Annotated in this window: 21 protein-coding genes; 20 read left to right on the top strand and 1 reads right to left on the bottom strand. The window is 70.1% G+C overall.

Translation table 11 applies throughout. The annotated features are described in order from the left end of the window. Positions 1–231: 231 nt before the first annotated feature. The 20 genes from rho to ACZ5FU_RS01720 all read left to right on the top strand — a co-directional run bounded on the left by rho (position 232) and on the right by ACZ5FU_RS01720 (position 20,906). On the top strand, positions 232–2,241 hold the full coding sequence (gene rho, locus ACZ5FU_RS01815; protein WP_469044188.1) for a transcription termination factor Rho: 2,010 nt from the start codon (positions 232–234) through the stop codon (positions 2,239–2,241). A gap of 137 nt (positions 2,242–2,378) precedes the next feature. Further along, entirely contained in the window at positions 2,379–4,154 is a 1,776-nt protein-coding gene (locus ACZ5FU_RS01810; RefSeq protein ID WP_469044186.1) for a trypsin-like serine protease, read from the top strand. A 156-nt stretch (positions 4,155–4,310) separates the two neighbouring features. After that, positions 4,311–5,465 carry an LCP family protein gene (locus tag ACZ5FU_RS01805; RefSeq protein WP_469044185.1) on the top strand — a complete coding sequence of 385 codons (1,155 nt, stop codon included), beginning with the start codon at positions 4,311–4,313 and terminating at the stop codon, positions 5,463–5,465. Positions 5,466–5,716: 251 nt separating this feature from the next. Beyond that, entirely contained in the window at positions 5,717–5,938 is a 222-nt protein-coding gene (rpmE, locus tag ACZ5FU_RS01800; RefSeq protein WP_451525581.1) for a 50S ribosomal protein L31, read from the top strand. A gap of 108 nt (positions 5,939–6,046) precedes the next feature. Further along, a complete protein-coding gene (gene prfA, locus ACZ5FU_RS01795; protein ID WP_451525582.1) occupies positions 6,047–7,123 on the top strand; it encodes a peptide chain release factor 1 in 1,077 nt (358 codons plus the stop codon). A gap of 81 nt (positions 7,124–7,204) precedes the next feature. Continuing rightward, entirely contained in the window at positions 7,205–8,044 is an 840-nt protein-coding gene (gene prmC / locus ACZ5FU_RS01790) for a peptide chain release factor N(5)-glutamine methyltransferase (protein ID WP_451525668.1), read from the top strand. 79 nt (positions 8,045–8,123) lie between these two features. After that, positions 8,124–8,771 (top strand): L-threonylcarbamoyladenylate synthase, encoded by a 648-nt coding sequence (locus ACZ5FU_RS01785; RefSeq protein ID WP_451525583.1) that lies wholly within the window; start codon positions 8,124–8,126, stop codon positions 8,769–8,771. Next, positions 8,768–9,445 carry an arsenate reductase/protein-tyrosine-phosphatase family protein gene (locus ACZ5FU_RS01780; RefSeq protein ID WP_451525584.1) on the top strand — a complete coding sequence of 226 codons (678 nt, stop codon included), beginning with the start codon at positions 8,768–8,770 and terminating at the stop codon, positions 9,443–9,445. Before ACZ5FU_RS01785 ends, ACZ5FU_RS01780 begins: the two co-directional genes overlap by 4 nt. A 79-nt stretch (positions 9,446–9,524) precedes the next feature. Further along, on the top strand, positions 9,525–10,763 hold the full coding sequence (locus tag ACZ5FU_RS01775; RefSeq protein ID WP_451525585.1) for a serine hydroxymethyltransferase: 1,239 nt from the start codon (positions 9,525–9,527) through the stop codon (positions 10,761–10,763). A gap of 129 nt (positions 10,764–10,892) precedes the next feature. Next, complete coding sequence (locus tag ACZ5FU_RS01770) at positions 10,893–12,224, top strand: MraY family glycosyltransferase (RefSeq protein ID WP_451525586.1); 1,332 nt, start codon at positions 10,893–10,895, stop codon at positions 12,222–12,224. A 311-nt stretch (positions 12,225–12,535) separates the two neighbouring features. Further along, entirely contained in the window at positions 12,536–12,973 is a 438-nt protein-coding gene (locus ACZ5FU_RS01765; RefSeq protein ID WP_403573708.1) for a hypothetical protein, read from the top strand. A 273-nt stretch (positions 12,974–13,246) separates the two neighbouring features. Next, complete coding sequence (atpB, locus tag ACZ5FU_RS01760; protein WP_398097108.1) at positions 13,247–14,014, top strand: F0F1 ATP synthase subunit A; 768 nt, start codon at positions 13,247–13,249, stop codon at positions 14,012–14,014. A gap of 69 nt (positions 14,015–14,083) precedes the next feature. After that, positions 14,084–14,320, top strand: coding sequence for an ATP synthase subunit c family protein (locus tag ACZ5FU_RS01755; protein ID WP_015657805.1), 237 nt, complete (start codon positions 14,084–14,086; stop codon positions 14,318–14,320). A 38-nt stretch (positions 14,321–14,358) separates the two neighbouring features. Further along, entirely contained in the window at positions 14,359–14,907 is a 549-nt protein-coding gene (locus ACZ5FU_RS01750) for a F0F1 ATP synthase subunit B (protein ID WP_403573705.1), read from the top strand. After that, positions 14,904–15,719, top strand: a complete 816-nt coding sequence (locus tag ACZ5FU_RS01745; RefSeq protein ID WP_469044184.1) for a F0F1 ATP synthase subunit delta — start codon at positions 14,904–14,906, stop codon at positions 15,717–15,719. The genes ACZ5FU_RS01750 and ACZ5FU_RS01745 overlap by 4 nt, the downstream gene beginning before the upstream one ends. Before the next feature lie 126 nt (positions 15,720–15,845). Continuing rightward, the gene (gene atpA, locus ACZ5FU_RS01740; RefSeq protein ID WP_451525588.1) at positions 15,846–17,435 is read left to right on the top strand and encodes a F0F1 ATP synthase subunit alpha; all 1,590 of its coding nucleotides are present in this window, start codon (positions 15,846–15,848) and stop codon (positions 17,433–17,435) included. A 20-nt stretch (positions 17,436–17,455) separates the two neighbouring features. Further along, positions 17,456–18,373: a F0F1 ATP synthase subunit gamma gene (locus ACZ5FU_RS01735; RefSeq protein WP_451525589.1), complete on the top strand. Its 918-nt coding sequence runs from the start codon at positions 17,456–17,458 to the stop codon at positions 18,371–18,373. Beyond that, positions 18,373–19,809 carry a F0F1 ATP synthase subunit beta gene (gene atpD / locus ACZ5FU_RS01730; protein WP_451525590.1) on the top strand — a complete coding sequence of 479 codons (1,437 nt, stop codon included), beginning with the start codon at positions 18,373–18,375 and terminating at the stop codon, positions 19,807–19,809. The genes ACZ5FU_RS01735 and atpD overlap by 1 nt, the downstream gene beginning before the upstream one ends. 133 nt (positions 19,810–19,942) lie before the next feature. Then, positions 19,943–20,317 carry a F0F1 ATP synthase subunit epsilon gene (locus tag ACZ5FU_RS01725; RefSeq protein ID WP_451525591.1) on the top strand — a complete coding sequence of 125 codons (375 nt, stop codon included), beginning with the start codon at positions 19,943–19,945 and terminating at the stop codon, positions 20,315–20,317. A gap of 142 nt (positions 20,318–20,459) precedes the next feature. Beyond that, entirely contained in the window at positions 20,460–20,906 is a 447-nt protein-coding gene (locus ACZ5FU_RS01720) for a DUF2550 domain-containing protein (RefSeq protein ID WP_451525592.1), read from the top strand. Between the two features lie 232 nt (positions 20,907–21,138). Here the strand turns inward: ACZ5FU_RS01720 and ACZ5FU_RS01715 are convergent, their stop codons facing one another. After that, entirely contained in the window at positions 21,139–22,959 is a 1,821-nt protein-coding gene (locus ACZ5FU_RS01715; RefSeq protein WP_469044183.1) for a glycosyl hydrolase family 18 protein, read from the bottom strand. Positions 22,960–22,992: the final 33 nt, after the last annotated feature.

The raw sequence follows: 22,992 nt of genomic DNA, 5'->3' as shown, positions 1-22,992 counted from the left end.
TACGCCGTGCAGCGACGCTGAGCGGTCCGACGGGCACGCTCCGGAATCGGTGCGACCACGCCACGTGACACGAGATGTCACGCATCGTCGAGGAAGCGCCATCACCAGAAATCTCTTCCGCCGCTTAGGCGGACCACCGCCCCGGCTTCGCCACAGCAAGGTCCGAAGCCGGACAGCACAACCGGTCGCCGAGCCAGACAGGCCGACGTCCGCTCCAGGGAAGGACCCTTCGTGAGCGACACCACCGATCTGATGGGCGCACGTGTCGAGGAGACCGCTGCCGCGCCCGCCACGGACGCCTCCGCGCCTGCCACCGGTGCCGGCTCCCGGCGGCGCCGCGGTACCGGCCTCGAGGGCATGGTGCTGGCCGAGTTGCAGCAGGTCGCATCCGGCCTCGGCATCAGGGGCACCGCGCGGATGCGCAAGAGCCAGCTGATCGAGGTCATCAAGGAGGCGCAGGCGGGCGGCGGTGCCTCCGCCGCGGGCGGCGCGCCGGCCGCGAAGGCCCCCGCCGGGGACGCCGGCGAGACCAAGCCCAAGCGCCGTGCCACCTCCAAGGCCCGCACGGGCGACGACACCGCCGGGAAGAAGGCGGACGCCGCCCCGGTCGAGGCCCCCGCCGAGAAGGCCGTGGCCCAGCAGCAGATCGAGATCCCCGGCCAGCCGGCCGGCGGGAACGACGCCCCCGTCGAGCGCCGCCGTCGCCGGGCCACCGCCGACGCGGGCAGCCCCGAGACCGTCACGGCCGAGGCGAAGGGCGCCGTGAAGACCGACACCGCGGTCGCCACGCAGACCGAGCAGGCCCCGCCGCAGGGCGACGCCGACGGCGCCGAGGGCCGCCGCCGCGACCGCCGGGAGCGCGGCCGCGACCGCGACCGCGACCGCCGCGGCAAGGGCGACGACCAGCAGGGCCAGGGCGGCCAGCGCCAGCAGCAGGGCCAGCAGAGCGGCGGCCGCCAGGACCGCCAGCGGGACAACGGACCGCAGGACGACGACGACTTCGAGGGCGGCCGTCGCGGCCGTCGCGGACGCTACCGGGACCGCCGCGGCCGTCGTGGCCGTGACGAGATCGGCGCGGCCGAGCCGCAGGTCGCCGACGACGACGTCCTGATTCCCGTCGCGGGCATTCTGGACATCCTCGACAACTACGCCTTCATCCGCACGTCGGGCTACCTGCCGGGTCCCAACGACGTGTACGTCTCCCTCGCCCAGGTCCGCAAGAACGGCCTGCGCAAGGGCGACCACGTCACCGGCGCGGTCCGTCAGCCGAAGGAGGGCGAGCGCCGCGAGAAGTTCAACGCGCTCGTGCGTCTCGACTCCGTCAACGGCATGGCGCCCGAACACGGCCGCGGCCGCCCGGAGTTCAACAAGCTCACCCCGCTGTACCCGCAGGACCGCCTCCGCCTGGAGACGGACCCGGGCGTCCTCACCACCCGGATCATCGACCTGGTGTCGCCGATCGGCAAGGGCCAGCGCGGTCTGATCGTGGCCCCGCCGAAGACCGGCAAGACCATGATCATGCAGGCGATCGCCAACGCGATCACGCACAACAACCCCGAGTGCCACCTGATGGTCGTCCTGGTCGACGAGCGTCCGGAAGAGGTCACCGACATGCAGCGGTCGGTCAAGGGCGAGGTCATCTCCTCGACCTTCGACCGTCCGGCCGAGGACCACACCACGGTCGCCGAACTGGCCATCGAGCGCGCCAAGCGCCTGGTGGAACTGGGTCACGACGTGGTCGTCCTGCTCGACTCGATCACCCGTCTGGGCCGTGCGTACAACCTCGCGGCCCCGGCCTCCGGCCGCATCCTGTCCGGTGGTGTCGACTCGACCGCGCTGTACCCGCCGAAGCGCTTCTTCGGTGCCGCGCGCAACATCGAGGACGGCGGCTCGCTCACCATCCTGGCGACCGCGCTCGTCGACACCGGGTCCCGCATGGACGAGGTGATCTTCGAGGAGTTCAAGGGCACCGGCAACATGGAGCTCAAGCTCGACCGCAAGCTCGCCGACAAGCGGATCTTCCCGGCGGTGGACGTGGACGCGTCCGGCACCCGCAAGGAAGAGATCCTGCTCGCCCCCGACGAGCTCGGCATCGTCTGGAAGCTGCGCCGGGTGCTGCACGCCCTCGACCAGCAGCAGGCGGTCGAACTGCTCCTCGACAAGATGAAGCAGACGAAGTCGAACGCCGAGTTCCTGATGCAGATCCAGAAGACGACGCCGGCGCCGGGCAACAACGACTGACGCCCGTCTTCGCAAGAGGGCCGCCCCTTCACCGGGGGCGGCCCTTCTCGCTGTCCGGGGGAGGGATACGATCACGCCCTTCGGTCGTCCGTTCGACCGAGATCTTTGCGAACTTCTGATCCCGAGGGGGGACTTGAGTGGGTACACCCACGTCCGGGGGCGGACGGCACAGACGCCGGATCCGCATCGCCCTGCCCGTCGTCGCGGCCGGTGTCGCCACCGCCGTGGCCGGCGCGCTGTTCATGTCGAGCGCACAGGCCGCCGAGACACCACCGTCGCCCGCCCACAGCGGCCCGTCGGCCGAGGAACTGCGCCAGCGCCTCGCGACCGCCGTCACCGGTGACGACCTGCCCGGACGGACCACGAAGGCCTCCCTGAGCGCCGGCACCGCCACCACGATCGATCCGAAGATCATCGGTGGCACGACGACGACCGTCACCACCGCGCCCTGGATGACGCAGCTCTGGTACGGCGACGACCGGGGGACCGCCACCACCGCCGACGACATCGGCTTCTTCTGCGGCGGCGCCGTCATCGCGCCGACGAAGATCCTCACCGCGGCGCACTGCGTCAAGGGCTACGACTGGCACGCCCACGGCGCCGTCGTCACCGGCGCCACCCGGCTCGCCACCGGCACCGACCTGTACGGCGGGACCGTGACGGGCGTCTGGCGCCAGTGGAACCACCCGTCGTACAGCGCGGCGACCATCGACAACGACATCGCCGTCCTCACCCTGGCGAACCCGGTCAGGGCCACGCCGATCCGGACGACGACGGCCGCCGACACCACGTCGTACAAGGCCGGGACGAACGCCAGGCTCTACGGCTGGGGGCGGACCACCTCCACCACCCAGGACATCTCCCCCACGCTGAAGACGGCCACGCTGCCGATCCGGACCGACGCCACCTGCGCGGACTTCTACGGCGCCGACTTCGTCAAGGGCCACATGGTGTGCGCGGGCACCCCCGCCACCGGCGCCGACGAGGGCACCACCTCCGCGTGCAACGGCGACTCCGGCGGGCCGCTCGTGGTGAACAACCGCATCGTCGGCGTCGTCTCCTGGGGCGTGAAGGACTGCGTGGAACGCGGCGCGTACAGCGTCTTCAGCAAGGTCTCCACGTACGTCGGCGCCGTCTCCGCGCGCGTCGACGACACCAACCTCAGCAACGACCACTACGCCGACCTGTGGATGCGCAACGCCGCAGACAAGACCGGCTACGAGCGCGACTCCAAGGGCACCTCGCTCGGGGCGCGCGAGTCCTGGGGCAGCTGGAGCGGGGTCGACCTGGTCCTGCAGACCGACCTCGACCGGGACGACTTCCAGGACCTGCTGGTGCGCCGCGCCTCCGACGGCGACGTCTTCTGGAAGCACTACGTGCCCTCCAGCGGCACCTGGGCCACCAAGCTGGTCGGCGACAACTGGAGGACCCGGCTGAGCGTCGTCGCCCCCGGTGACGTCACCGGCGACCGGCTGCCCGACCTGGTCTCCGTCGACTCCGCCGGCGTCCTGTGGGTCTACCCGGGCAAGGGCAACGGCTCCTTCGCCTCCCGTGTCAAGGCCGGCGTCGGCTGGAACTCGTTCAACGCCGTCCGCGGCCACGGCGACTTCAACGGCGACGGCCTGGCCGACCTGATCGCCCGCAAGAAGACCGGCGGCGCGGTGTACCTGTACAAGGGGCGCGGCAACGGCACCTTCGCGGCCGGCGTCAAGGTCGCCACCTGGAGCACCACCACGTACAACGCCCTCGTCACCGTCGGCGACGTCAACGGGGACGGCAAGGCCGACCTCCTGGCCCGCACCCCCGCCGGCACGCTCTACCTGTACCGGGGCACCGGGAGCAACGGAAGCGCGGTCTTCTCCGCACGGCTCTCGCTCGGGACCACCTTCAAGCAGTACGACATTCTCGGCTGACACCGCGGGTGAGCGGGGCCACCCCGCCCGCCCGGTGACGCTCCGTGTCCGATCCTTCCGGATCCGGACACGGAGCGTCGTGCCGTCCCGTGCCGAGTTTCTCCGTCCGGCGTGGCGGAGGACGATGGTGAGGGTGACACGGGACGTGAGGAGCACATGTCCGCCGAGAGCACGCCGGGGCCCGGCACGCCGGGGGAGTCCGGCACACCGGACGGCCCCGGCGCGGGAAAGCCGCGGCGGCCGCCCGGGGAGCGGCGCCGCATGACCCGCGCCCGGCGCAGGGGCCTGCTGGTCGCGGCGTGGACCGCGGCGGCAGTCGTCGTCCTCGGCGGCACCGGCCTCGGGTACGTGTACGTCAGGCTCAACGGCAACATCGAGAGCGTCGACATCGACCGCCTGCTGGGCACCGACCGGCCCGCGAGGACCGACAACGGCTCGGAGAACATCCTCGTCCTCGGCTCCGACACCCGCTCCGGCGCCAACGGGAAGCTCGGCGGCGGCGCCGACGACGGCAGCGCCCGCTCCGACACGGCGATGATCGTCCACCTGCACGAGGGCCACCGGAAGGCGAGCGTGGTCTCCGTCCCGCGCGACACCCTCGTCGACCGCCCCGCCTGCGCCGGCACCGGGGGCGGCACCCACGACGCCGCGAGCGGCGTGATGTTCAACTCTGCGTACGCCACGGGCGGCGCGGCCTGCGCGGTCAAGACCGTCGAGGCGCTCACCGGCATCCGGATGGACCACTACCTGGAGGTCGACTTCTCCGGCTTCGAGAAGCTGATCGACGAGCTGGGCGGGGTCGACATCACCACGACCAAGGACATCGAGGACCCCGACAGCCACCTGGACCTGAAGGCCGGCACGCACACCCTCGACGGCGAACAGGCCCTCGGCCTGGTCCGCACCCGGCACGGCGTCGGCGACGGCTCCGACCTCGGCCGCATCCAGCTCCAGCAGGCCTTCGTCAAGGCCCTGGTCGACCGGGTCCAGGACATCGGCCTCCTGACCGGCGGCACGAAGCTGTACGACCTCGCCGACACCGCCACCAAGGCCGTCACCACCGACTCCGGCCTCGGCTCCCTGAACTCCCTGGTGTCCTTCGCCGGCGGCCTCAGGGACATCGACGCGCACGACATGACCATGATCACGATGCCGGTGCGGTACGACCCCGCGGACCCCGACCGGGTCGTCGTCGAGGAGGTGAGGGCCCGGCAGGTGTGGACGGCCCTGAAGAAGGACCTCCCCGTCCCGAAGTCCGCCACCGAGGGCAACGCCACGGGCGAGGCCGCGGACGTCGTGTCCGCGTCCTGAGCGGCCGGGGGCCGCCGCCGGCCGCGGCGCCGGCCGGGAGACCCGCCGCGGGAGCCGCCGCGGGAGCCGTGCCGGGACCCGCCGCGGAAACCGGCGCGGGCCCCGCCGCGGGAACCGCCGGGAATAGATCGCCCCACCCCCCGGTTTTGGGGGATGCGGCCAGTCCTGGCAGACTGGTACGTCGGTCCCGGTTCACGCTTCCGCACCCCGCGGACGGCGACCCGGCACCCTCCCGAAACCTAGGAGACACCTTGAAGCGCGACATCCACCCCGAGTACGTCGAGACGCAGGTCAGCTGCACCTGTGGCGCGTCGTTCACCACCCGCAGCACCATCGACTCCGGTTCCATCCGTGCCGACGTGTGCTCCGAGTGCCACCCGTTCTACACGGGCAAGCAGAAGATCCTCGACACCGGTGGCCGTGTGGCCCGCTTCGAGGCCCGCTTCGGCAAGGCCGCCGGCTCCCAGAAGTAGCGAGCCCCATTCCGCCGGTCCACGGCCGCGCTCCCGCCCGGGGCGCGCGCCGGGACCGGCGTTTTTGGTCGTCCGCCTTCCCTTTCGTTCGCAGTACAGGAGCCAGAGATGTTCGAGGCCGTCGAGGAACTCGTCGCGGAACACGCCGACCTGGAGAAGAAGCTCGCCGACCCGTCGGTCCACTCCGACCAGGCCAACGCGCGCAAGCTGAACAAGCGCTACGCCGAGCTGACCCCGATCGTCGCCACGTACCGCTCCTGGAAGCAGACCGGCGACGACATCGAGACCGCGCGCGAGTTCATCGCCGACGACCCGGACTTCGCCGCCGAGGCCAAGGTGCTGGAGAAGCAGCGCGAGGAACTGACGGAGAAGCTGCGGCTGCTGCTCGTCCCGCGCGACCCCAGCGACGACAAGGACGTCCTGCTGGAGATCAAGGCGGGCGCGGGCGGCGACGAGTCCGCGCTGTTCGCCGGCGACCTGCTGCGCATGTACCTGCGCTACGCCGAGCGCGTCGGCTGGAAGACCGAGATCATCGACGCCACCGAGTCCGAGCTGGGCGGCTACAAGGACGTCCAGGTCGCCGTGAAGACCAAGGGCGGCCAGGGCGCCACGGAGCCCGGCCAGGGCGTGTGGGCCCGCCTCAAGTACGAGGGCGGCGTGCACCGCGTCCAGCGCGTCCCGGCGACCGAGTCCCAGGGCCGCATCCACACCTCCGCGGCCGGTGTCCTCGTCACGCCCGAGGCGGAGGAGGTCGACGTCGAGATCAACCCCAACGACCTCCGCATCGACGTCTACCGGTCCTCCGGGCCCGGCGGGCAGTCCGTCAACACCACCGACTCCGCGGTGCGCATCACGCACATTCCCACCGGAGTCGTCGCCTCCTGCCAGAACGAGAAGAGCCAGCTGCAGAACAAGGAGCAGGCGATGCGTATCCTGCGCTCCAGGCTGCTCGCCGCCGCGCAGGAGGAAGCGGAGCGGGAAGCCGCCGACGCCCGCCGCAGCCAGGTCCGCACCGTCGACCGCTCCGAGAAGATCCGCACCTACAACTACCCGGAGAACCGCATCTCCGACCACCGGGTCGGCTTCAAGTCGTACAACCTGGACCAGGTCCTGGACGGCGACCTCGACGCGGTGATCCAGGCCTGCGTCGACGCGGACTCGGCGGCGAAGCTGGCAGCGGCGTGAGGCACGTACGCACGACCGAGGACGACACGGAGGACTTGCGTGCAGCGATCATCTGGGGGACGCACCCCGAGCCCCCGCAGTCTGCTGCTCGCTGAGGTAGCTCAGGCCACCCAGCGGCTGGCCGACGCCGGCGTGCCCTCGCCGCGCAACGACGCGGAGGAGCTCGCCGCCTTCGTGCACGGGGTGAAACGGGGGGCGCTCCACTCCGTGCGGGACTCCGACTTCGACGCCCGGTACTGGGAGGTCATCGCCCGCCGCGAGCAGCGCGAGCCGCTCCAGCACATCACCGGGCGCGCCTACTTCCGGTACCTGGAGCTCCAGGTCGGGCCCGGTGTCTTCGTGCCGCGTCCCGAGACCGAGTCGGTGGTCGGCTGGGCCATAGACGCCGTGCGCGCCATGGACGTGGTCGAGCCGCTGATCGTCGACCTGTGCACGGGCTCCGGCGCCATCGCGCTCGCCCTCGCCCAGGAGGTCCCGCGCTCGCGGGTGCACGCCGTCGAGCTGTCCGAGGACGCCCTGGTGTGGACCCGCAAGAACATGCAGGGCTCCCGGGTCGACCTGCGGCAGGGCAACGCCCTGGACGCCTTCCCCGACCTCGACGGCCAGGTCGACCTGGTGGTCTCCAACCCGCCGTACATCCCCCTCACCGAGTGGGAGTACGTCGCCCCCGAGGCCCGCGACTACGACCCCGAGCTGGCCCTGTTCTCCGGCGAGGACGGCCTCGACCTGATCCGGGGCATCGAACGCACCGCGCACCGTCTGCTGCGGCCCGGCGGTGTCGTCGTCATCGAGCACGCCGACACCCAGGGCGGCCAGGTGCCGTGGATCTTCACCGAGGAGCGGGGCTGGGCCGACGCGGCCGACCACCCCGACCTCAACAACCGGCCGCGCTTCGCCACCGCCCGCAAGGCGCTGCCGTGACCCTCCCCCCTGCTCCACCCGCTTCACCCGATTCCTTCGATTCATCCGTGAGTCACGTGCACGAGGAGGCCCGCTAGACATGGCACGGCGATACGACACCAACGACGCGACCGACCGCGTGACGGGTCTGCGCGAGGCGGCGTCCGCCGTCCGCCGTGGCGAACTGGTCGTCCTCCCGACCGACACGGTGTACGGCATCGGCGCCGACGCGTTCTCCAAGGAGGCCGTCGGCGACCTGCTGGAGGCCAAGGGCCGGGGCCGCAACATGCCCACGCCCGTCCTCATCGGCTCCCCGAACACGCTGCACGGTCTCGTCACGGACTTCTCCGAGCTGGCCTGGGAGCTGGTCGACGCCTTCTGGCCGGGTGCGCTCACCCTCGTCGCCAAGCACCAGCCGTCCCTGCAGTGGGACCTCGGGGACACCCGCGGCACCGTCGCCGTCCGGATGCCGCTGCACCCGGTCGCCATCGAGCTGCTGACCGAGTTCGGCCCGATGGCGGTCTCCTCCGCCAACCTCACCGGCCACCCGGCGCCGGAGAACTGCGACTACGCCCAGGAGATGCTCGGCGACTCCGTCTCCGTCTACCTGGACGGCGGTCCCACCCCCGGCAACGTCCCGTCGTCCATCGTCGACGTCAGCCGCGAGGTGCCGCTGCTGCTGCGGGCCGGCGCGATCTCCGAGGAAGAGCTGCGCAAGGTCGTACCCGACCTCGAGGTGGCGAATTGACAGCCCCTGACGCGGGGCGTGGCATAGGCAACGGGGAGCGTCCCGCGGAACAGACGACGACGTTCGGGTTCCCGCGCGACAGCTTCCGCATCCTCCACGTCAGCACCGGCAACGTCTGCCGCTCGCCGATCACCGAGCGGCTGACCCGGCATTTCGTGTCCCAGCGGCTCGGGGTGCTCGGCGGTGGGCTGATCGTGGAGAGCGCGGGCACCTGGGGCCACGAGGGCGCGCCGATGGAGGCCAACGCGGAGACCGTGCTGGCCGACTTCGGCGCGGACGCCTCCGGCTTCACCGGCCGTGAGCTGCTCGACGAGCACGTCATCATGGCCGACCTGGTGCTGACCGCCACCCGTGACCACCGGGCCCAGGTCATCTCCATGGGCCACTCGGCGGGCCTGCGCACCTTCACGCTGAAGGAGTTCACCCGCCTGGTCGACGCGATCGACCCGGTCACCCTCCCCCCGCTGGAGGAGGGCGTGGTGATGCGGGCCCGCGCCCTGGTCCGCGCCGCCGCCGCGCTCCGCGGCTGGCTGCTGGCCCCCACGGCGGAGGCGGACGAGGTGTACGACCCGTACGGCGCACCCCTGCCCTTCTTCCGCTCGATCGGCGACGAGATACACCAGGCGCTGGACCCGGTGGTGACGGCGCTGACGGGGGTTCCGGCACGCGCCTGACGCGCCCGGAGCGCCGGGCGGCCGGGGCGGTGGCGTCCTACATTGGACGTACGTCACCGTCGACGCCCCGGAGCCCACCATGCCGGTCACCCCTGCCATCGAGGCCGACGTCCTGCAACGGCAGGACCCCGCCCTCGCCGAGATCCTCCTCGGCGAGCGCGAGCGGCAGGCGTCGTCGCTGCAGCTGATCGCCGCCGAGAACTTCACCTCGCCCGCCGTGCTGGCCGCGCTCGGCTCACCGCTGGCCAACAAGTACGCCGAGGGCTACCCCGGCGCCCGGCACCACGGCGGCTGCGAGATCGTGGACATGGCCGAACGCCTCGCCGTGGAACGGGCCAAGGCGCTGTTCGGGGCCGACCACGTCAACGTCCAGCCGCACTCCGGCTCCTCGGCCGTCCTCGCGGCCTACGCCGCCCTCCTGCGCCCCGGTGACACCGTCCTGGCCCTGGGCCTGGCCCACGGCGGCCACCTCACGCACGGCTCGCCGGCGAACTTCTCCGGCCGCTGGTTCGACTTCGTGCCCTACGGCGTGGACGCGGAGACCGGGCTCGTCGACCACGAGCAGGTCCGCGCGCTGGCCCGCAGCCACCGCCCCAAGGCGATCGTCTGCGGCTCCATCGCCTACCCCCGCCACATCGACCACGCCTTCTTCCGCGAGGTGGCCGACGAGGTCGGCGCCTACCTCATCGCCGACGCCGCCCACCCCATCGGCCTGGTCGCCGGGGGAGCGGCCCCGAACCCGGTGCCGTACGCCGACGTGGTGTGCGCCACCACGCACAAGGTGCTGCGCGGGCCGCGCGGCGGCATGATCCTGTGCGGCGCCGAGCTGGCGGAGCGGGTGGACCGGGCCGTGTTCCCGTTCACCCAGGGCGGTGCGCAGATGCACACCGTCGCCGCGAAGGCGGTCGCGTTCGGCGAGGCGGCGACGCCGGCGTTCGCCCGGTACGCCCGTCGGACGGTCGCCAACGCCAAGGTGCTGGCGGCCCGCCTGGAGGCGGAGGGGCTGAGCGTCACCACCGGCGGCACGGACACCCACCTCATCACCGCCGACCCGGCGCCGCTCGGCGTCGACGGACGCACCGCCCGCGGCCTGCTCGCGGCGGCCGGGATGGTCCTGGACTGCTGCGCCCTCCCGCACGCCCACGTCCGCGGGCTGCGCCTGGGCACGGCCGCGGTGACCACGCAGGGCATGGGGGAGACGGAGATGGCGCGGATCGCCAAGCTGATGGCGGGCGTGCTGCGGGGCGAGGCCGAGGGCCGGCAGGTGCGGGAGGACGTGCGGGAACTGACCGCGGGATTCCCGCCGTATCCGGGGTGAAGAGGGGGACGCGCCGAACCGTGCACAGCCGCACGTGCAACCATCGACGCTACCCGGAAGTCCCCAACCGTATGCGCGCATCGCTAGGGTGTGGGGCTGAGATGGCCAGCGAGACCTGTGGGGAAGCCTGTGCGTGAATACCTGCTGACGCTCTGCGTGACGGCCGCGGTGACGTATCTGCTGACAGGGCCGGTGCGGAAGTTCGCGATCGTCGCGGGAGCGATGCCGGAGATCCGGGCCCGTGACGTGCACCGGGAACCCACTCCGCGCCTCGGCGGGATCGCCATGTTCTTCGGCCTGTGCGCGGGCCTGCTGGTCGCCGACCACCTGACCAACCTCAACCAGGTCTTCGAGAAGTCGAACGAGCCGCGCGCCCTGCTCTCCGGCGCGGCGCTGATCTGGCTGATCGGCGTGCTCGACGACAAGTTCGAGATCGACGCCCTGATCAAGCTGGGCGGCCAGATGATCGCCGCCGGCGTGATGGTCATGCAGGGTCTGACCATCCTGTGGCTGCCGGTCCCCGGCGTGGGCACGGTCGCGCTGACCCCGTGGCAGGGGACCCTGCTGACGGTCGCGCTGGTCGTCATCACCATCAACGCGGTCAACTTCGTCGACGGCCTGGACGGCCTCGCCGCCGGCATGGTGTGCATCGCCTCCGCCGCGTTCTTCATGTACGCCTACCGCATCTGGTACTCGTACGGCATCGAGGCCGCGGCCCCGGCCACCTTGTTCGCCGCGATCCTGATGGGCATGTGCCTGGGCTTCCTGCCGCACAACATGCACCCCGCCCGCATCTTCATGGGCGACTCCGGGTCGATGCTGATCGGGCTGGTGCTGGCGGCGGGCGCGATCTCCGTCACGGGTCAGGTCGACCCGGACGTGATGAACCTGTTCTCCGGTTCGGAGCGCGCGACGGTCCACCAGACGGTCCCCGTCTACATCCCGCTGCTGCTGCCGCTGACCATCATCGCGATCCCGGCCGCCGACCTGATCCTGGCGATCGTGCGCCGCACCTGGCGCGGCCAGTCGCCGTTCGCCGCGGACCGCGGGCACCTGCACCACCGGCTGCTGGAGATCGGCCACTCGCACAGCCGCGCGGTGCTGATCATGTACTTCTGGTCGGCGCTGATCGCCTTCGGCGCCCTGACCTACTCGGTCAACTCCGCGTCCATGTGGATCGTCCTCGGTGTCGTGATCCTGAGCGCGATCGGCCTGGGCCTGCTCCTGCTGCCGCGCTTCACGCCGCGCGCCCCGCGCTGGGCCGAGTCCTTCGTGCCGCCCCGCTACCGGCGCCGCAAGGTCCTGCCGGAGCCGGCGCAGGCCCCGGCGGCGGAGGCCGGGGAGGAGCCGGCGGACGGCGACGAGGACGAGGAACGCACGCACCGTACCCCCGTGGCGGCGGGGGTCTCGGGGGCCAACGGGGCGACCGCGGTCGGCTCGCGCTCGCGCGCGGCAAGGTAAGAATCTGACTAGAGCATTGCCAACTCGTGGGGAAAGCACGGGTGGGCAAAGAGGCCCAATATCAGACAAGTGGTCGCCGTTCTCGCACAGACGCGCAGTCTCACTCTCATGTGTGACACCGGGCACACCATCCAGGTAAAGACCTCATCAAATAGTTTGTGATACGGTTCACGAGAACCCCGGATGGAACGAAGGACCGCGATCGACGGTCCTTCGGTCGCGAGGTCGGCGTGCGGTATTTCGCCCCTCGGACGGGGACTACGCTCGTCCATGACGACACCCTGCCCCCCTTTGAAAGCGGAGTTGCCGCCATGCCGTCCAACGACGTCCGGAACCTTCTGCAGTGCGCTGTGCCCACAGCGGCTGCCGGTGTGGTTGCCGTCGCCGTCAGCGCTGCGGTGGCCGGCGGCAAGGGAGCGCTCGGAGCGGCCGTCGGAGCGGCGGTGGCCATCCTCTTCATGGGGATCGGCCTCTACGTCCTGCAGTGGACGGCGAAGTCGCTCCCGCAGTTGTTCCAGGCGATGGGGCTCATGCTCTACGTCGCCCAGCTCCTGCTGCTCCTGATCTTCGTCGCTCTCTTCCAGGACACCTCGCTCTTCAACGCGAAGGCGTTCGCGGCCACGCTCGTCGCCGCGACAGTGGTGTGGATGGCCGCGCAGGCGCGTGCGTACCTTAAGGCCAAGATCTTCTACATCGATCCGGACTCCGTGAAGACCGAGAAGCCCGAGAAGACGGGGCCTTCGTCGTGAGGGGTAGGGGCGGGATAAAGGCGAGGGAGATCTCCTGCTATCGTCCGGTGCCAACTGCGGCATCGCGGGCGCGGGCATTCGAGCTGACGCCTGCTCCATCGCGAGGCTCATCGCCCCCCAGCCGCCCCCACATCCGTATCACCAGTCCGGTGCCGACCCGCGGCTTCGCGCCGCGCCGACACAACGAGGTTGCCGTACCCATGCGTCATGCCGAAGGAGCCCGCGGTGAGTGCTGACCAGACCCAGCTCGCCTTTGACTGGAGCTGTCGGATCATGTCCGACGGGTGTGGTTTTCCGGCCCCGGGCCTGCACTCGTTCCTCTTCCAGCCGATCGCCACGGTGGGAGGGTTCGAGTTCAACAAGGTGATGCTGCTCGCGCTGATCACCACCGTTCTCGTCATCGGCTTCTTCTGGGCGGCCTTCGGCAAGGCCAAGGTGGTGCCGGGCAAGCTCCAGATGGTCGGTGAGGCCGGCTACGACTTCGTGCGCCGGGGCATCGTCTACGAGACCCTCGGGAAGCGGGAGGGCGAGAAGTACGTCCCGCTCATGGTCTCCCTGTTCTTCTTCATCTGGATCATGAACATCTGGTCCGTGATCCCGCTGGCGCAGTTCCCGGTCTCGTCGATCATCGCCTTCCCCGCGGTGCTGGCGGCCATCGTGTACGTCGTGTGGGTCTCGGTGACCTTCAAGCGTCACGGCTTCGTCGGCTTCTTCAAGAACGTCACCGGCTACGACAAGTCGCTGGGCGCCGTGCTGCCGCTCGTGATGGTCATCGAGTTCTTCTCGAACCTGATCGTCCGCCCCTTCACGCACGCGGTCCGGCTCTTCGCCAACATGTTCGCCGGTCACCTGATGCTGGTCATGTTCACCGTTGCCTCCTGGTACCTGCTGAACAGCTGGATGGTCCCCGCGGCCGGCGTCTCCTTCATCATGACCATGGTCATGATCCTCTTCGAGCTTTTCGTGCAGGCCGTCCAGGCATACGTCTTCGTTCTCCTGGCCTGCTCGTACATTCAGGGCGCTCTCGCCGAGCACCACTGAGCCTCACCCACCCCCTGATCGTCCGGTGGTCCAACCCCCACCGGTCCGTAAAGAGAAGGAAGAATCAGCATGGCTGCCACTGAGACCCTCGCCGCCGTCTCCGGTTCGCTCGGCTCCATCGGCTACGGCCTCGCCGCGATCGGCCCCGGCGTCGGCGTCGGCATCATCTTCGGTAACGGCACCCAGGCCCTGGCCCGTCAGCCCGAGGCCGCCGGCCTGATCCGTGCCAACCAGATCCTGGGCTTCGCCTTCTGTGAGGCGCTCGCCCTCATCGGCATCGTTATGCCGTTCGTGTTCGGTAAGTAATCACCCCTTACTGACACGCATCGACGAAAGGCACTGATGTGATCGCCAACCTGGTTCAGCTGGCGGCCGAGGAGGAGCAGAACCCGCTCCTGCCTCCGGGCCCCGAGCTGCTCGTCGGCACCATCGCCTTCGCCATCGTGTTCTTCTTCTTCTGGAAGAAGCTGCTTCCGAACATCAACAAGGTTCTGGAGGAGCGCCGAGCGGCGATCGAAGGCGGTATCGAAGAGGCCGACGCCATGAAGGTCGAGGCCAAGAGCGTGCTTGAGCAGTACAAGGCTCAGCTCGCCGAGGCTCGGCACGAGGCCGCGCGTCTGCGCCAGGAGGCGCAGGAGCAGGGTGCCACGCTCATCGCCGAGATGCGCGCGGAAGGCCAGCGGCAGCGCGAGGAGATCGTCGCCGCCGGGCACACGCAGATCGCGGCCGACCGCAAGGCCGCCGCGTCCGCGCTGCGCCAGGACGTCGGCAAGCTCGCCACCGAACTGGCCGGCAAGCTCGTCGGCGAGTCCCTCGAGGACCACGCCCGCCAGAGCCGCGTCATCGACCGCTTCCTCGACGAGCTCGAGGAGAAGGCCGAGGCGTCGCGATGAACGGAGCGAGCCGCGAGGCCCTGGCAGCCGCACGCGAGCGTCTCGACGCGCTGACGGACAACACGTCCGTGGACGCGGCGCGGCTCGCCGCCGAGCTGGCGGCCGTCACCGCGCTGCTCGACCGCGAGGTGTCGCTGCGTCGGGTCCTGACCGACCCGGCGCAGTCCGGCGAGGCCAAGGCCGAGCTGGCCCAGCGCCTGCTCGGCACCCAGATCAGCGGCACCGCCGCCGACCTGGTCGCCGGCCTGGTGCGTTCCCGCTGGTCGCAGTCGCGCGACCTGGTGGACGCGCTGGAGCAGCTGGCGGACGTCGCGGACCTCACCGCCGCGCAGCGGACCAGCACGCTCGACGACGTCGAGGACGAGCTGTTCCGCTTCGGGCGGATCGTCACCTCGAACGTGGAGCTGCGCGCCGCACTGACCAACCGGAAGGCCACCGCGTCGGCCAAGGGCGAGCTGCTGCGCAGCCTGCTCGGCGGTCGGGCGGACGCGGCCACCGAGCGTCTGGTGACACGCCTCGTGACCGCGCCGCGAGGCCGTAGCCTGGAAGCGGGACTCGAGTCCCTGTCCAAGCTCGCCGCCGAGCGCCGGGACCGCATGGTCGCCGTCGTCACCTCGGCGGTACCGCTGAGCGCCCCGCAGAGGCAGCGCCTGGGCGCCGCCCTCGCGAAGCTCTACGGCCGCACGATGCACCTCAACCTCGACGTGGACCCCGAGGTCCTCGGCGGGATCCGGGTGCAGGTCGGCGACGAGGTGATCAACGGCTCGCTCGCGGACCGCATCGAGGACGCCGCCCGCCGCATGGCGAGCTAGCAGCAACTCAACACGTAGCAGTACTTACGGCCCTGGTTGGGCCGTGCAGAGGATGCAAAGTTTCTGGGGGAGTCCCCAGATCCCCCAAAGAAACTTCGGGCCCAACAAGGAGAGCAGGGAACCCAGATGGCGGAGCTCACGATCCGGCCGGAGGAGATCCGGGACGCACTGGAGAACTTCGTCCAGTCGTACAAGCCGGACGCGGCCTCGCGCGAGGAGGTCGGTACGGTCAGCCTTGCCGGCGACGGCATCGCGAAGGTCGAGGGCCTCCCCTCGGCCATGGCCAACGAACTGCTGAAGTTCGAGGACGGCACCCTCGGTCTCGCCCTCAACCTCGAGGAGCGCGAGATCGGCTGCGTCGTCCTCGGCGAGTTCAGCGGCATCGAGGAGGGTCAGCCGGTCACGCGTACCGGTGAGGTCCTCTCGGTCGCGGTGGGCGAGGGCTACCTCGGCCGCGTCGTCGACCCCCTCGGCAACCCGATCGACGGCCTCGGCGAGATCGAGACGTCCGGCCGACGCGCCCTGGAGCTTCAGGCGCCGGGCGTCATGGTCCGCAAGTCGGTGCACGAGCCGATGGAGACGGGCTACAAGGCCGTCGACGCGATGACCCCGATCGGCCGTGGTCAGCGTCAGCTGATCATCGGTGACCGTCAGACCGGCAAGACCGCTCTGGCCGTCGACACGATCATCAACCAGCGCGACAACTGGCGCAGCGGCGACGTGAACAAGCAGGTCCGTTGCATCTACGTCGCCATCGGTCAGAAGGGCTCGACCATCGCGTCGGTCCGCCGCGCGCTGGAGGAGAACGGCGCGCTGGAGTACACGACCATCGTCGCCGCCCCGGCGTCCGACCCGGCCGGCTTCAAGTACCTGGCGCCGTACACCGGTTCGGCCATCGGTCAGCAGTGGATGTACGAGGGCAAGCACGTCCTCATCATCTTCGACGACCTGTCGAAGCAGGCCGACGCCTACCGCGCCGTGTCCCTGCTGCTGCGCCGCCCGCCGGGCCGTGAGGCCTACCCGGGTGACGTCTTCTACCTGCACTCCCGTCTGCTGGAGCGCTGCGCGAAGCTCTCCGACGAGATGGGCGCGGGTTCGATGACCGGTCTGCCGATCGTCGAGACGAAGGCCAACGACGTCTCGGCGTTCATCCCGACCAACGTCATCTCCATCACCGACGGCCAGTGCTTCCTGGAGTCGGACCTGTTCAACGCCGGTCAGCGCCCCGCGCTGAACGTCGGTATCTCCGTCTCCCGAGTCGGTGGTTCCGCGCAGCACAAGGCGATGCGACAGGTGTCCGGCCGTCTCCGCGTCGACCTGGCCCAGTTCCGCGAGCTGGAGGCGTTCGCCGCCTTCGGTTCCGACCTGGACTCCGCGTCGAAGGCGCAGCTGGAGCGTGGTTCGCGCATGGTCGAGCTGCTCAAGCAGGCTCAGTACCAGCCGATGGCCACCGAGGACCAGGTCGTCTCCATCTGGGCCGGCACCACCGGCAAGATGGACGACGTGCCGGTCAACGACGTGCGCCGCTTCGAGAAGGAGCTCCTGGAGCACCTGCACCGCAAGGAGCAGGGCCTCATGACCTCCATCCGTGAGGGCGCCAAGATGTCGGACGACACCCTGACCGCCGTCGCGGACGCCATCGCCGAGTTCAAGAAGCAGTTCGAGACCTCGGACGGCAAGCTGCTCGGCGAGGACGCCCCGTCCGCCGCCAAGTGACGTAGGAAGGGACCTGACTCATGGGAGCCCAGCTCCGGGTCTACAAGCGTCGCATCCGATCCGTCACCGCGACCAAGAAGATCACCAAGGCGATGGAGATGATCGCCGCCTCGCGTGTCGTCAAGGCGCAGCGCAAGGTGGCGGCCTCCACGCCCTACGCGACCGAGCTGACCCGCGCGGTCACGGCGGTCGGCACCGGCTCGAACACGCGGCACCCGCTGACCACGCAGGCCGACAAGGTCGTGCGGTCCGCGGTGCTGCTCCTGACGAGCGACCGCGGTCTCGCGGGCGCCTTCAACGCCAACGCCATCAAGGCCGCGGAGCAGCTGACGGCGCGCCTCGAGTCCGAGGGCAGGCAGGTCGACACGTACATCGTCGGCCGGCGTGGTCTGGCCCACTACAACTTCCGTGAGCGCAAGGTCGCGGAGTCGTGGACGGGCTTCACCGACGAGCCGACGTACGCGGACGCCAAGAAGGTCGCGGCGCCCCTGATCGAGGCCATCGAGAAGGAGACGGCGGACGGCGGTGTGGACGAGATCCACATCGTGTTCACCGAGTTCGTGTCGATGATGACGCAGACGGCGCTCGACGACCGTCTGCTGCCGCTCAGCCTCGACGAGGTGGCCCAGGAGTCGAAGGCGAAGGACGAGATCCTTCCGCTGTACGACTTCGAGCCGTCGGCGGAGGACGTCCTCGACGCGCTGCTGCCCCGCTACGTGGAGAGCCGCATCTACAACGCGCTTCTCCAGTCGGCCGCCTCCAAGCACGCCGCCACGCGGCGCGCGATGAAGTCGGCCACCGACAACGCCGGAGAGCTGATCGAGACGCTCTCCCGGCTTGCCAACGCGGCCCGCCAGGCCGAAATCACCCAGGAAATCAGCGAGATCGTCGGTGGCGCCAGCGCCCTGGCCGACGCGACCGCGGGGAGTGACCGCTAATGACCACCACTGTTGAGACCGCGACGGCCACGGGCCGCGTCGCCCGGGTCATCGGCCCGGTCGTCGACGTGGAGTTCCCCGTCGACGCGATGCCGGAGATCTACAACGCCCTCCACGTCGAGGTCGCCGACCCGGCCAACGCCGGCGAGAAGAAGATCCTGACCCTGGAGGTCGCCCAGCACCTGGGTGACGGCATGGTCCGCACCATCTCCATGCAGCCGACCGACGGCCTGGTCCGCCAGGCCGCCGTCACCGACACCGGTACGGGCATCACCGTCCCGGTCGGCGACTTCACCAAGGGCAAGGTGTTCAACACCCTCGGTGAGGTGCTGAACGTCGACGAGCAGTACGAGGGCGAGCGCTGGTCCATCCACCGCAAGGCCCCCAACTTCGACGAGCTCGAGTCGAAGACCGAGATGTTCGAGACCGGCGTCAAGGTCATCGACCTCCTCACCCCGTACGTCAAGGGTGGAAAGATCGGTCTGTTCGGCGGTGCCGGCGTCGGCAAGACGGTGCTCATCCAGGAGATGATCTACCGCGTCGCCAACAACCACGACGGTGTCTCCGTGTTCGCCGGTGTCGGCGAGCGCACCCGTGAGGGCAACGACCTCATCGAGGAGATGTCGGACTCGGGCGTCATCGACAAGACCGCCCTCGTCTTCGGCCAGATGGACGAGCCCCCGGGCACCCGTCTGCGCGTGGCCCTCGCGGGTCTGACCATGGCGGAGTACTTCCGCGATGTGCAGAAGCAGGACGTGCTGTTCTTCATCGACAACATCTTCCGCTTCACGCAGGCCGGTTCCGAGGTGTCGACCCTGCTCGGCCGTATGCCCTCCGCGGTGGGTTACCAGCCGAACCTGGCCGACGAGATGGGTCTCCTCCAGGAGCGCATCACCTCGACCCGTGGTCACTCGATCACCTCGATGCAGGCGATCTACGTCCCCGCGGACGACCTGACCGACCCGGCCCCGGCCACCACCTTCGCCCACCTCGACGCGACGACGGTTCTGTCCCGTCCGATCTCCGAGAAGGGCATCTACCCGGCCGTGGACCCGCTGGACTCCACGTCCCGCATCCTGGACCCGCGGTACATCGCGCAGGACCACTACGACGCCGCCATGCGCGTCAAGACGATCCTGCAGAAGTACAAGGACCTCCAGGACATCATCGCGATCCTCGGTATCGACGAGCTGGGCGAAGAGGACAAGCTCGTCGTCCACCGCGCCCGTCGCGTGGAGCGCTTCCTGTCCCAGAACACCCACGTCGCCAAGCAGTTCACCGGCGTCGACGGCTCGGACGTGCCGCTGGAGGAGTCCATCAGGGCCTTCAACGCGATCTGCGACGGCGAGTACGACCACTTCCCGGAGCAGGCGTTCTTCATGTGCGGTGGTCTCGAGGACCTCAAGAAGAACGCGAAGGAGCTCGGCGTCTCCTGAATCCCGGGAGCAGCTGATTCCTGAGCTGTGAGTTCGTGTGAGGGGGCGGGGGCGTCCCGCCCCCTCTTCCACGCCTATTAGACTTGTAACCAACACCCGGCAGACCCGCCGGGTGGTGACCCGAGGAGCCACCTTGGCTGCTGAGCTGCACGTCGCGCTGGTCGCGGCCGACCGAGAGGTCTGGTCCGGCGAGGCCACCCTGGTCGTCGCGCGCACCACGTCCGGCGACATCGGCGTCATGCCCGGTCACCAGCCGCTGCTCGGTGTGCTGGAGTCGGGCCCGGTGACCATCCGTACGAGTGACGGTGGGACGGTCGTCGCCGCGGTGCACGGCGGTTTCATCTCGTTCGCGGACAACAAGCTGTCCCTGCTGGCCGAGATCGCCGAGCTGTCGGAGGAGATCGACGTCCAGCGTGCGGAGCGGGCGCTGGAGCGCGCGCAGGCGGACGCCGACGCGGCCGCCCAGCGTCGGGCCGACGTACGACTGCGTGCGGCGGCGGTCCACTGACCCGGCTCGCCGTGTGACGACGTCACTCAGCCGCGGCCGGCACCGGAGCGATCCGGAGCCGACCGCGGCTGAGGCAGATCTGGATGTTTTTTCCGTTCCGTTACCTATTTTCGGTACCCAGGAGACGAGGAGGTCGGTGTCGATGGTCCTCGCTCTGACTGTGTGCGGAATTGTCGTGGCCCTGGTGGTGCTGGGGCTGTTCGTCTTCGGCCTGCGCCGCAGGCTCATCCAGCGTTCCGGCGGGACCTTCGACTGTTCCCTGCGCTGGGACGTCCCCGAGACCGCGGACACGAGCGGGAAGGGCTGGAGCTACGGCGTCGCCCGCTACAACGGCGACCGCATCGCGTGGTACCGCGTCTTCTCCTACGCCTACCGTCCGCGCCGCGTGCTGGAGCGTGCCTCGATCGAGGTGGCCGGCCGCCGGCTGCCCGAGGGCGAGGAGGAGCTGGCGCTGCTGTCCGACGCGGTCGTCCTCGCCTGCGTGCACCGGGGCACGCGTCTGGAGCTGGCGATGAGCGAGGACGCGCTGACCGGGTTCCTCGCGTGGCTGGAGGCGGCACCGCCCGGCCAGCGGGTGAACGTCGCGTAGAGCGACGTTCGGGGGCCCGCTGGGTGGGGGTGCCCCCGGCTGCGGAGCTGGTGGGGGAGGGTGGACGTCGCCTGAGGCCGGGGCCCGGGTCGACGCGCCGGCACACCGGTACGCGCGGGGAAGAACACCACGGACGAGAAGAGCACGGACGAGAACACCGCGGGCGGGCCCTGAGGGCCCGCCCGCGGTGTGTCGGTGCGGGGGAAGGGGAAGGACGAGCCGGCGGCTGTTCCTACAGGCCGCTGTTGATGGCGCTCACCAGCTCACCGTTGGTGGTGTCGCCGCTGAACTCCCAGAAGAAGGCGCCGCCCAGGCCCTGGTTCTTGGCCCAGGCCATCTTTCCGGCGATCGTCGACGGGGTGTCGTAGGACCACCAGTTGGTGCCGCAGTACGCGTAGGCCGTGCCGGCGACGGTGCCGGTGGCGGGGCAGGACGTCTTGAGGACCTTGTAGTCCTCGATGCCCGCCTCGTAGGTGCCGGGGGCCGCTCCGGTGGCCGTGCCGCCGGGGGCGGCCTGGGTGACGCCGGTCCAGCCGCGGCCGTAGAAGCCGATGCCGAGCAGCAGCTTGGCGGACGGGACGCCCTTCGCCTTCAGCTTGGCGATGGCGTCGGCGGAGTTGAAGCCCGCCTGCGGGATGCCGGCGTACGAGGTGAGCGGCGAGTGCGGGGCGGTCGGGCCCTGCGCGTTGAAGGCGCCGAAGTAGTCGTAGGTCATCACGTTGTACCAGTCGAGGTACTGGGCGGCGCCGCCGTAGTCGGCCGCGTCGATCTTGCCGCCGGAGGAGCCGTCGGCGGTGATGGCCGCGGTGACCAGGTAGTTCGGGCCGAACTCGGTGCGCAGGGCCTGCGTGAGGGTCCTGAAGGCGGCCGGGCCGCTGGTGTCGCAGGTCAGGCCGCAGGCGTTCGGGTACTCCCAGTCGATGTCGATGCCGTCGAAGACGTCGGCCCAGCGCGGGTCCTCCACGACGGCCTTGCAGGACTTGGCGAAGGCGGCGGCGTTGGCCGCGGCCTGGCCGAAGCCGCCGGAGTAGGTCCAGCCGCCGAAGGAGTACAGCACCTTGATGTGCGGGTACTTCGCCTTGAGCTGGCGGAGCTGGTTGAAGTTGCCGCGCAGCGGCTGGTCCCAGGTGTCGGCGGTGCCGCTGACGGACTGGTCGGCGGTGTAGGCCTTGTCGTAGGCGGCGTAGGTGTCGTCGACGGTGCACTGACCGTTCTTGACGTTGCCGAACGCGTAGTTGATGTGGGTGATCTTCGCGGCGGAGCCGGAGGTCACCAGGTTCTTGACGTGGTAGTTGCGGCCGTAGACGCCCCACTCGGTGAAGTAGCCGAGCTTGACCTTGCCGCCGGTGGGCGGGGGCTCGGTGGTGCCGCCGGTGGTGCGCACGGCGCGGGCACCGCCGGCCGGGCCGGTCTGGTCGGCGGTGTCACGGGCCCGCACGGTGTAGGAGTAGTCGGTACCGGCGGTCAGGCCGGTGTCGGTGTACGAGGTCGTCGTCACCGTGGCGACCTTGGCGCCGTCGCGCAGGACGTCGTAGTTCTTGACGCCCTTGTCGTCGGTGGCCGGGCTCCAGGCCAGCTTCACCGAGGTGTCGGTGATGTCGGAGGCGGTGGGGGTGCCCGGTGCGGAGGGGGCCGCGTCGCCGGGGACCGAGGTGCCGTCACAGCTGCCGCCGTTGAGCCTGCAGTTGGACGGGGAGCCGGTGCCGGTGCCGTTGAAGCCGAAGGAGACGGAGGCGCCGGGGGCGAGGGAGCCGTTCCAGGACTTGTTCTTGGCGGTCCAGTGGGTGCCGGCGGAGGTGACGTCGGCGTCCCAGGCGGAGGTGACGGACGTGCCGGAGGGGAAGTCCCACTCGACGGTCCAGGAGCTGATGGTCGTGGTGCCGGTGTTCTTCACCGTCCACTTGCCCTCGAAGCCGGTGCCCCAGTCGGAGGGCTTGGCGTAGGTGGCGGTGGCGGACGTCGCGGCCTGGGCCGGGCTCGCGAGACCGACCAGACCGGCCAGCGGGAGCAGCAGGGTCGCCAGACCTGCCACGGCTCTGTGTCCGAAGCGCATGCAGCGCCTCCTCTGTGAAAGAGCGGGGGTGGG

The sequence above is a fragment of the Streptomyces sp. NPDC031554 genome (genome assembly GCF_055580685.1).
The sequence above is the reverse complement of the archived record's forward strand: the minus strand, read 5'-3'. Positions and strand labels throughout refer to the sequence as shown.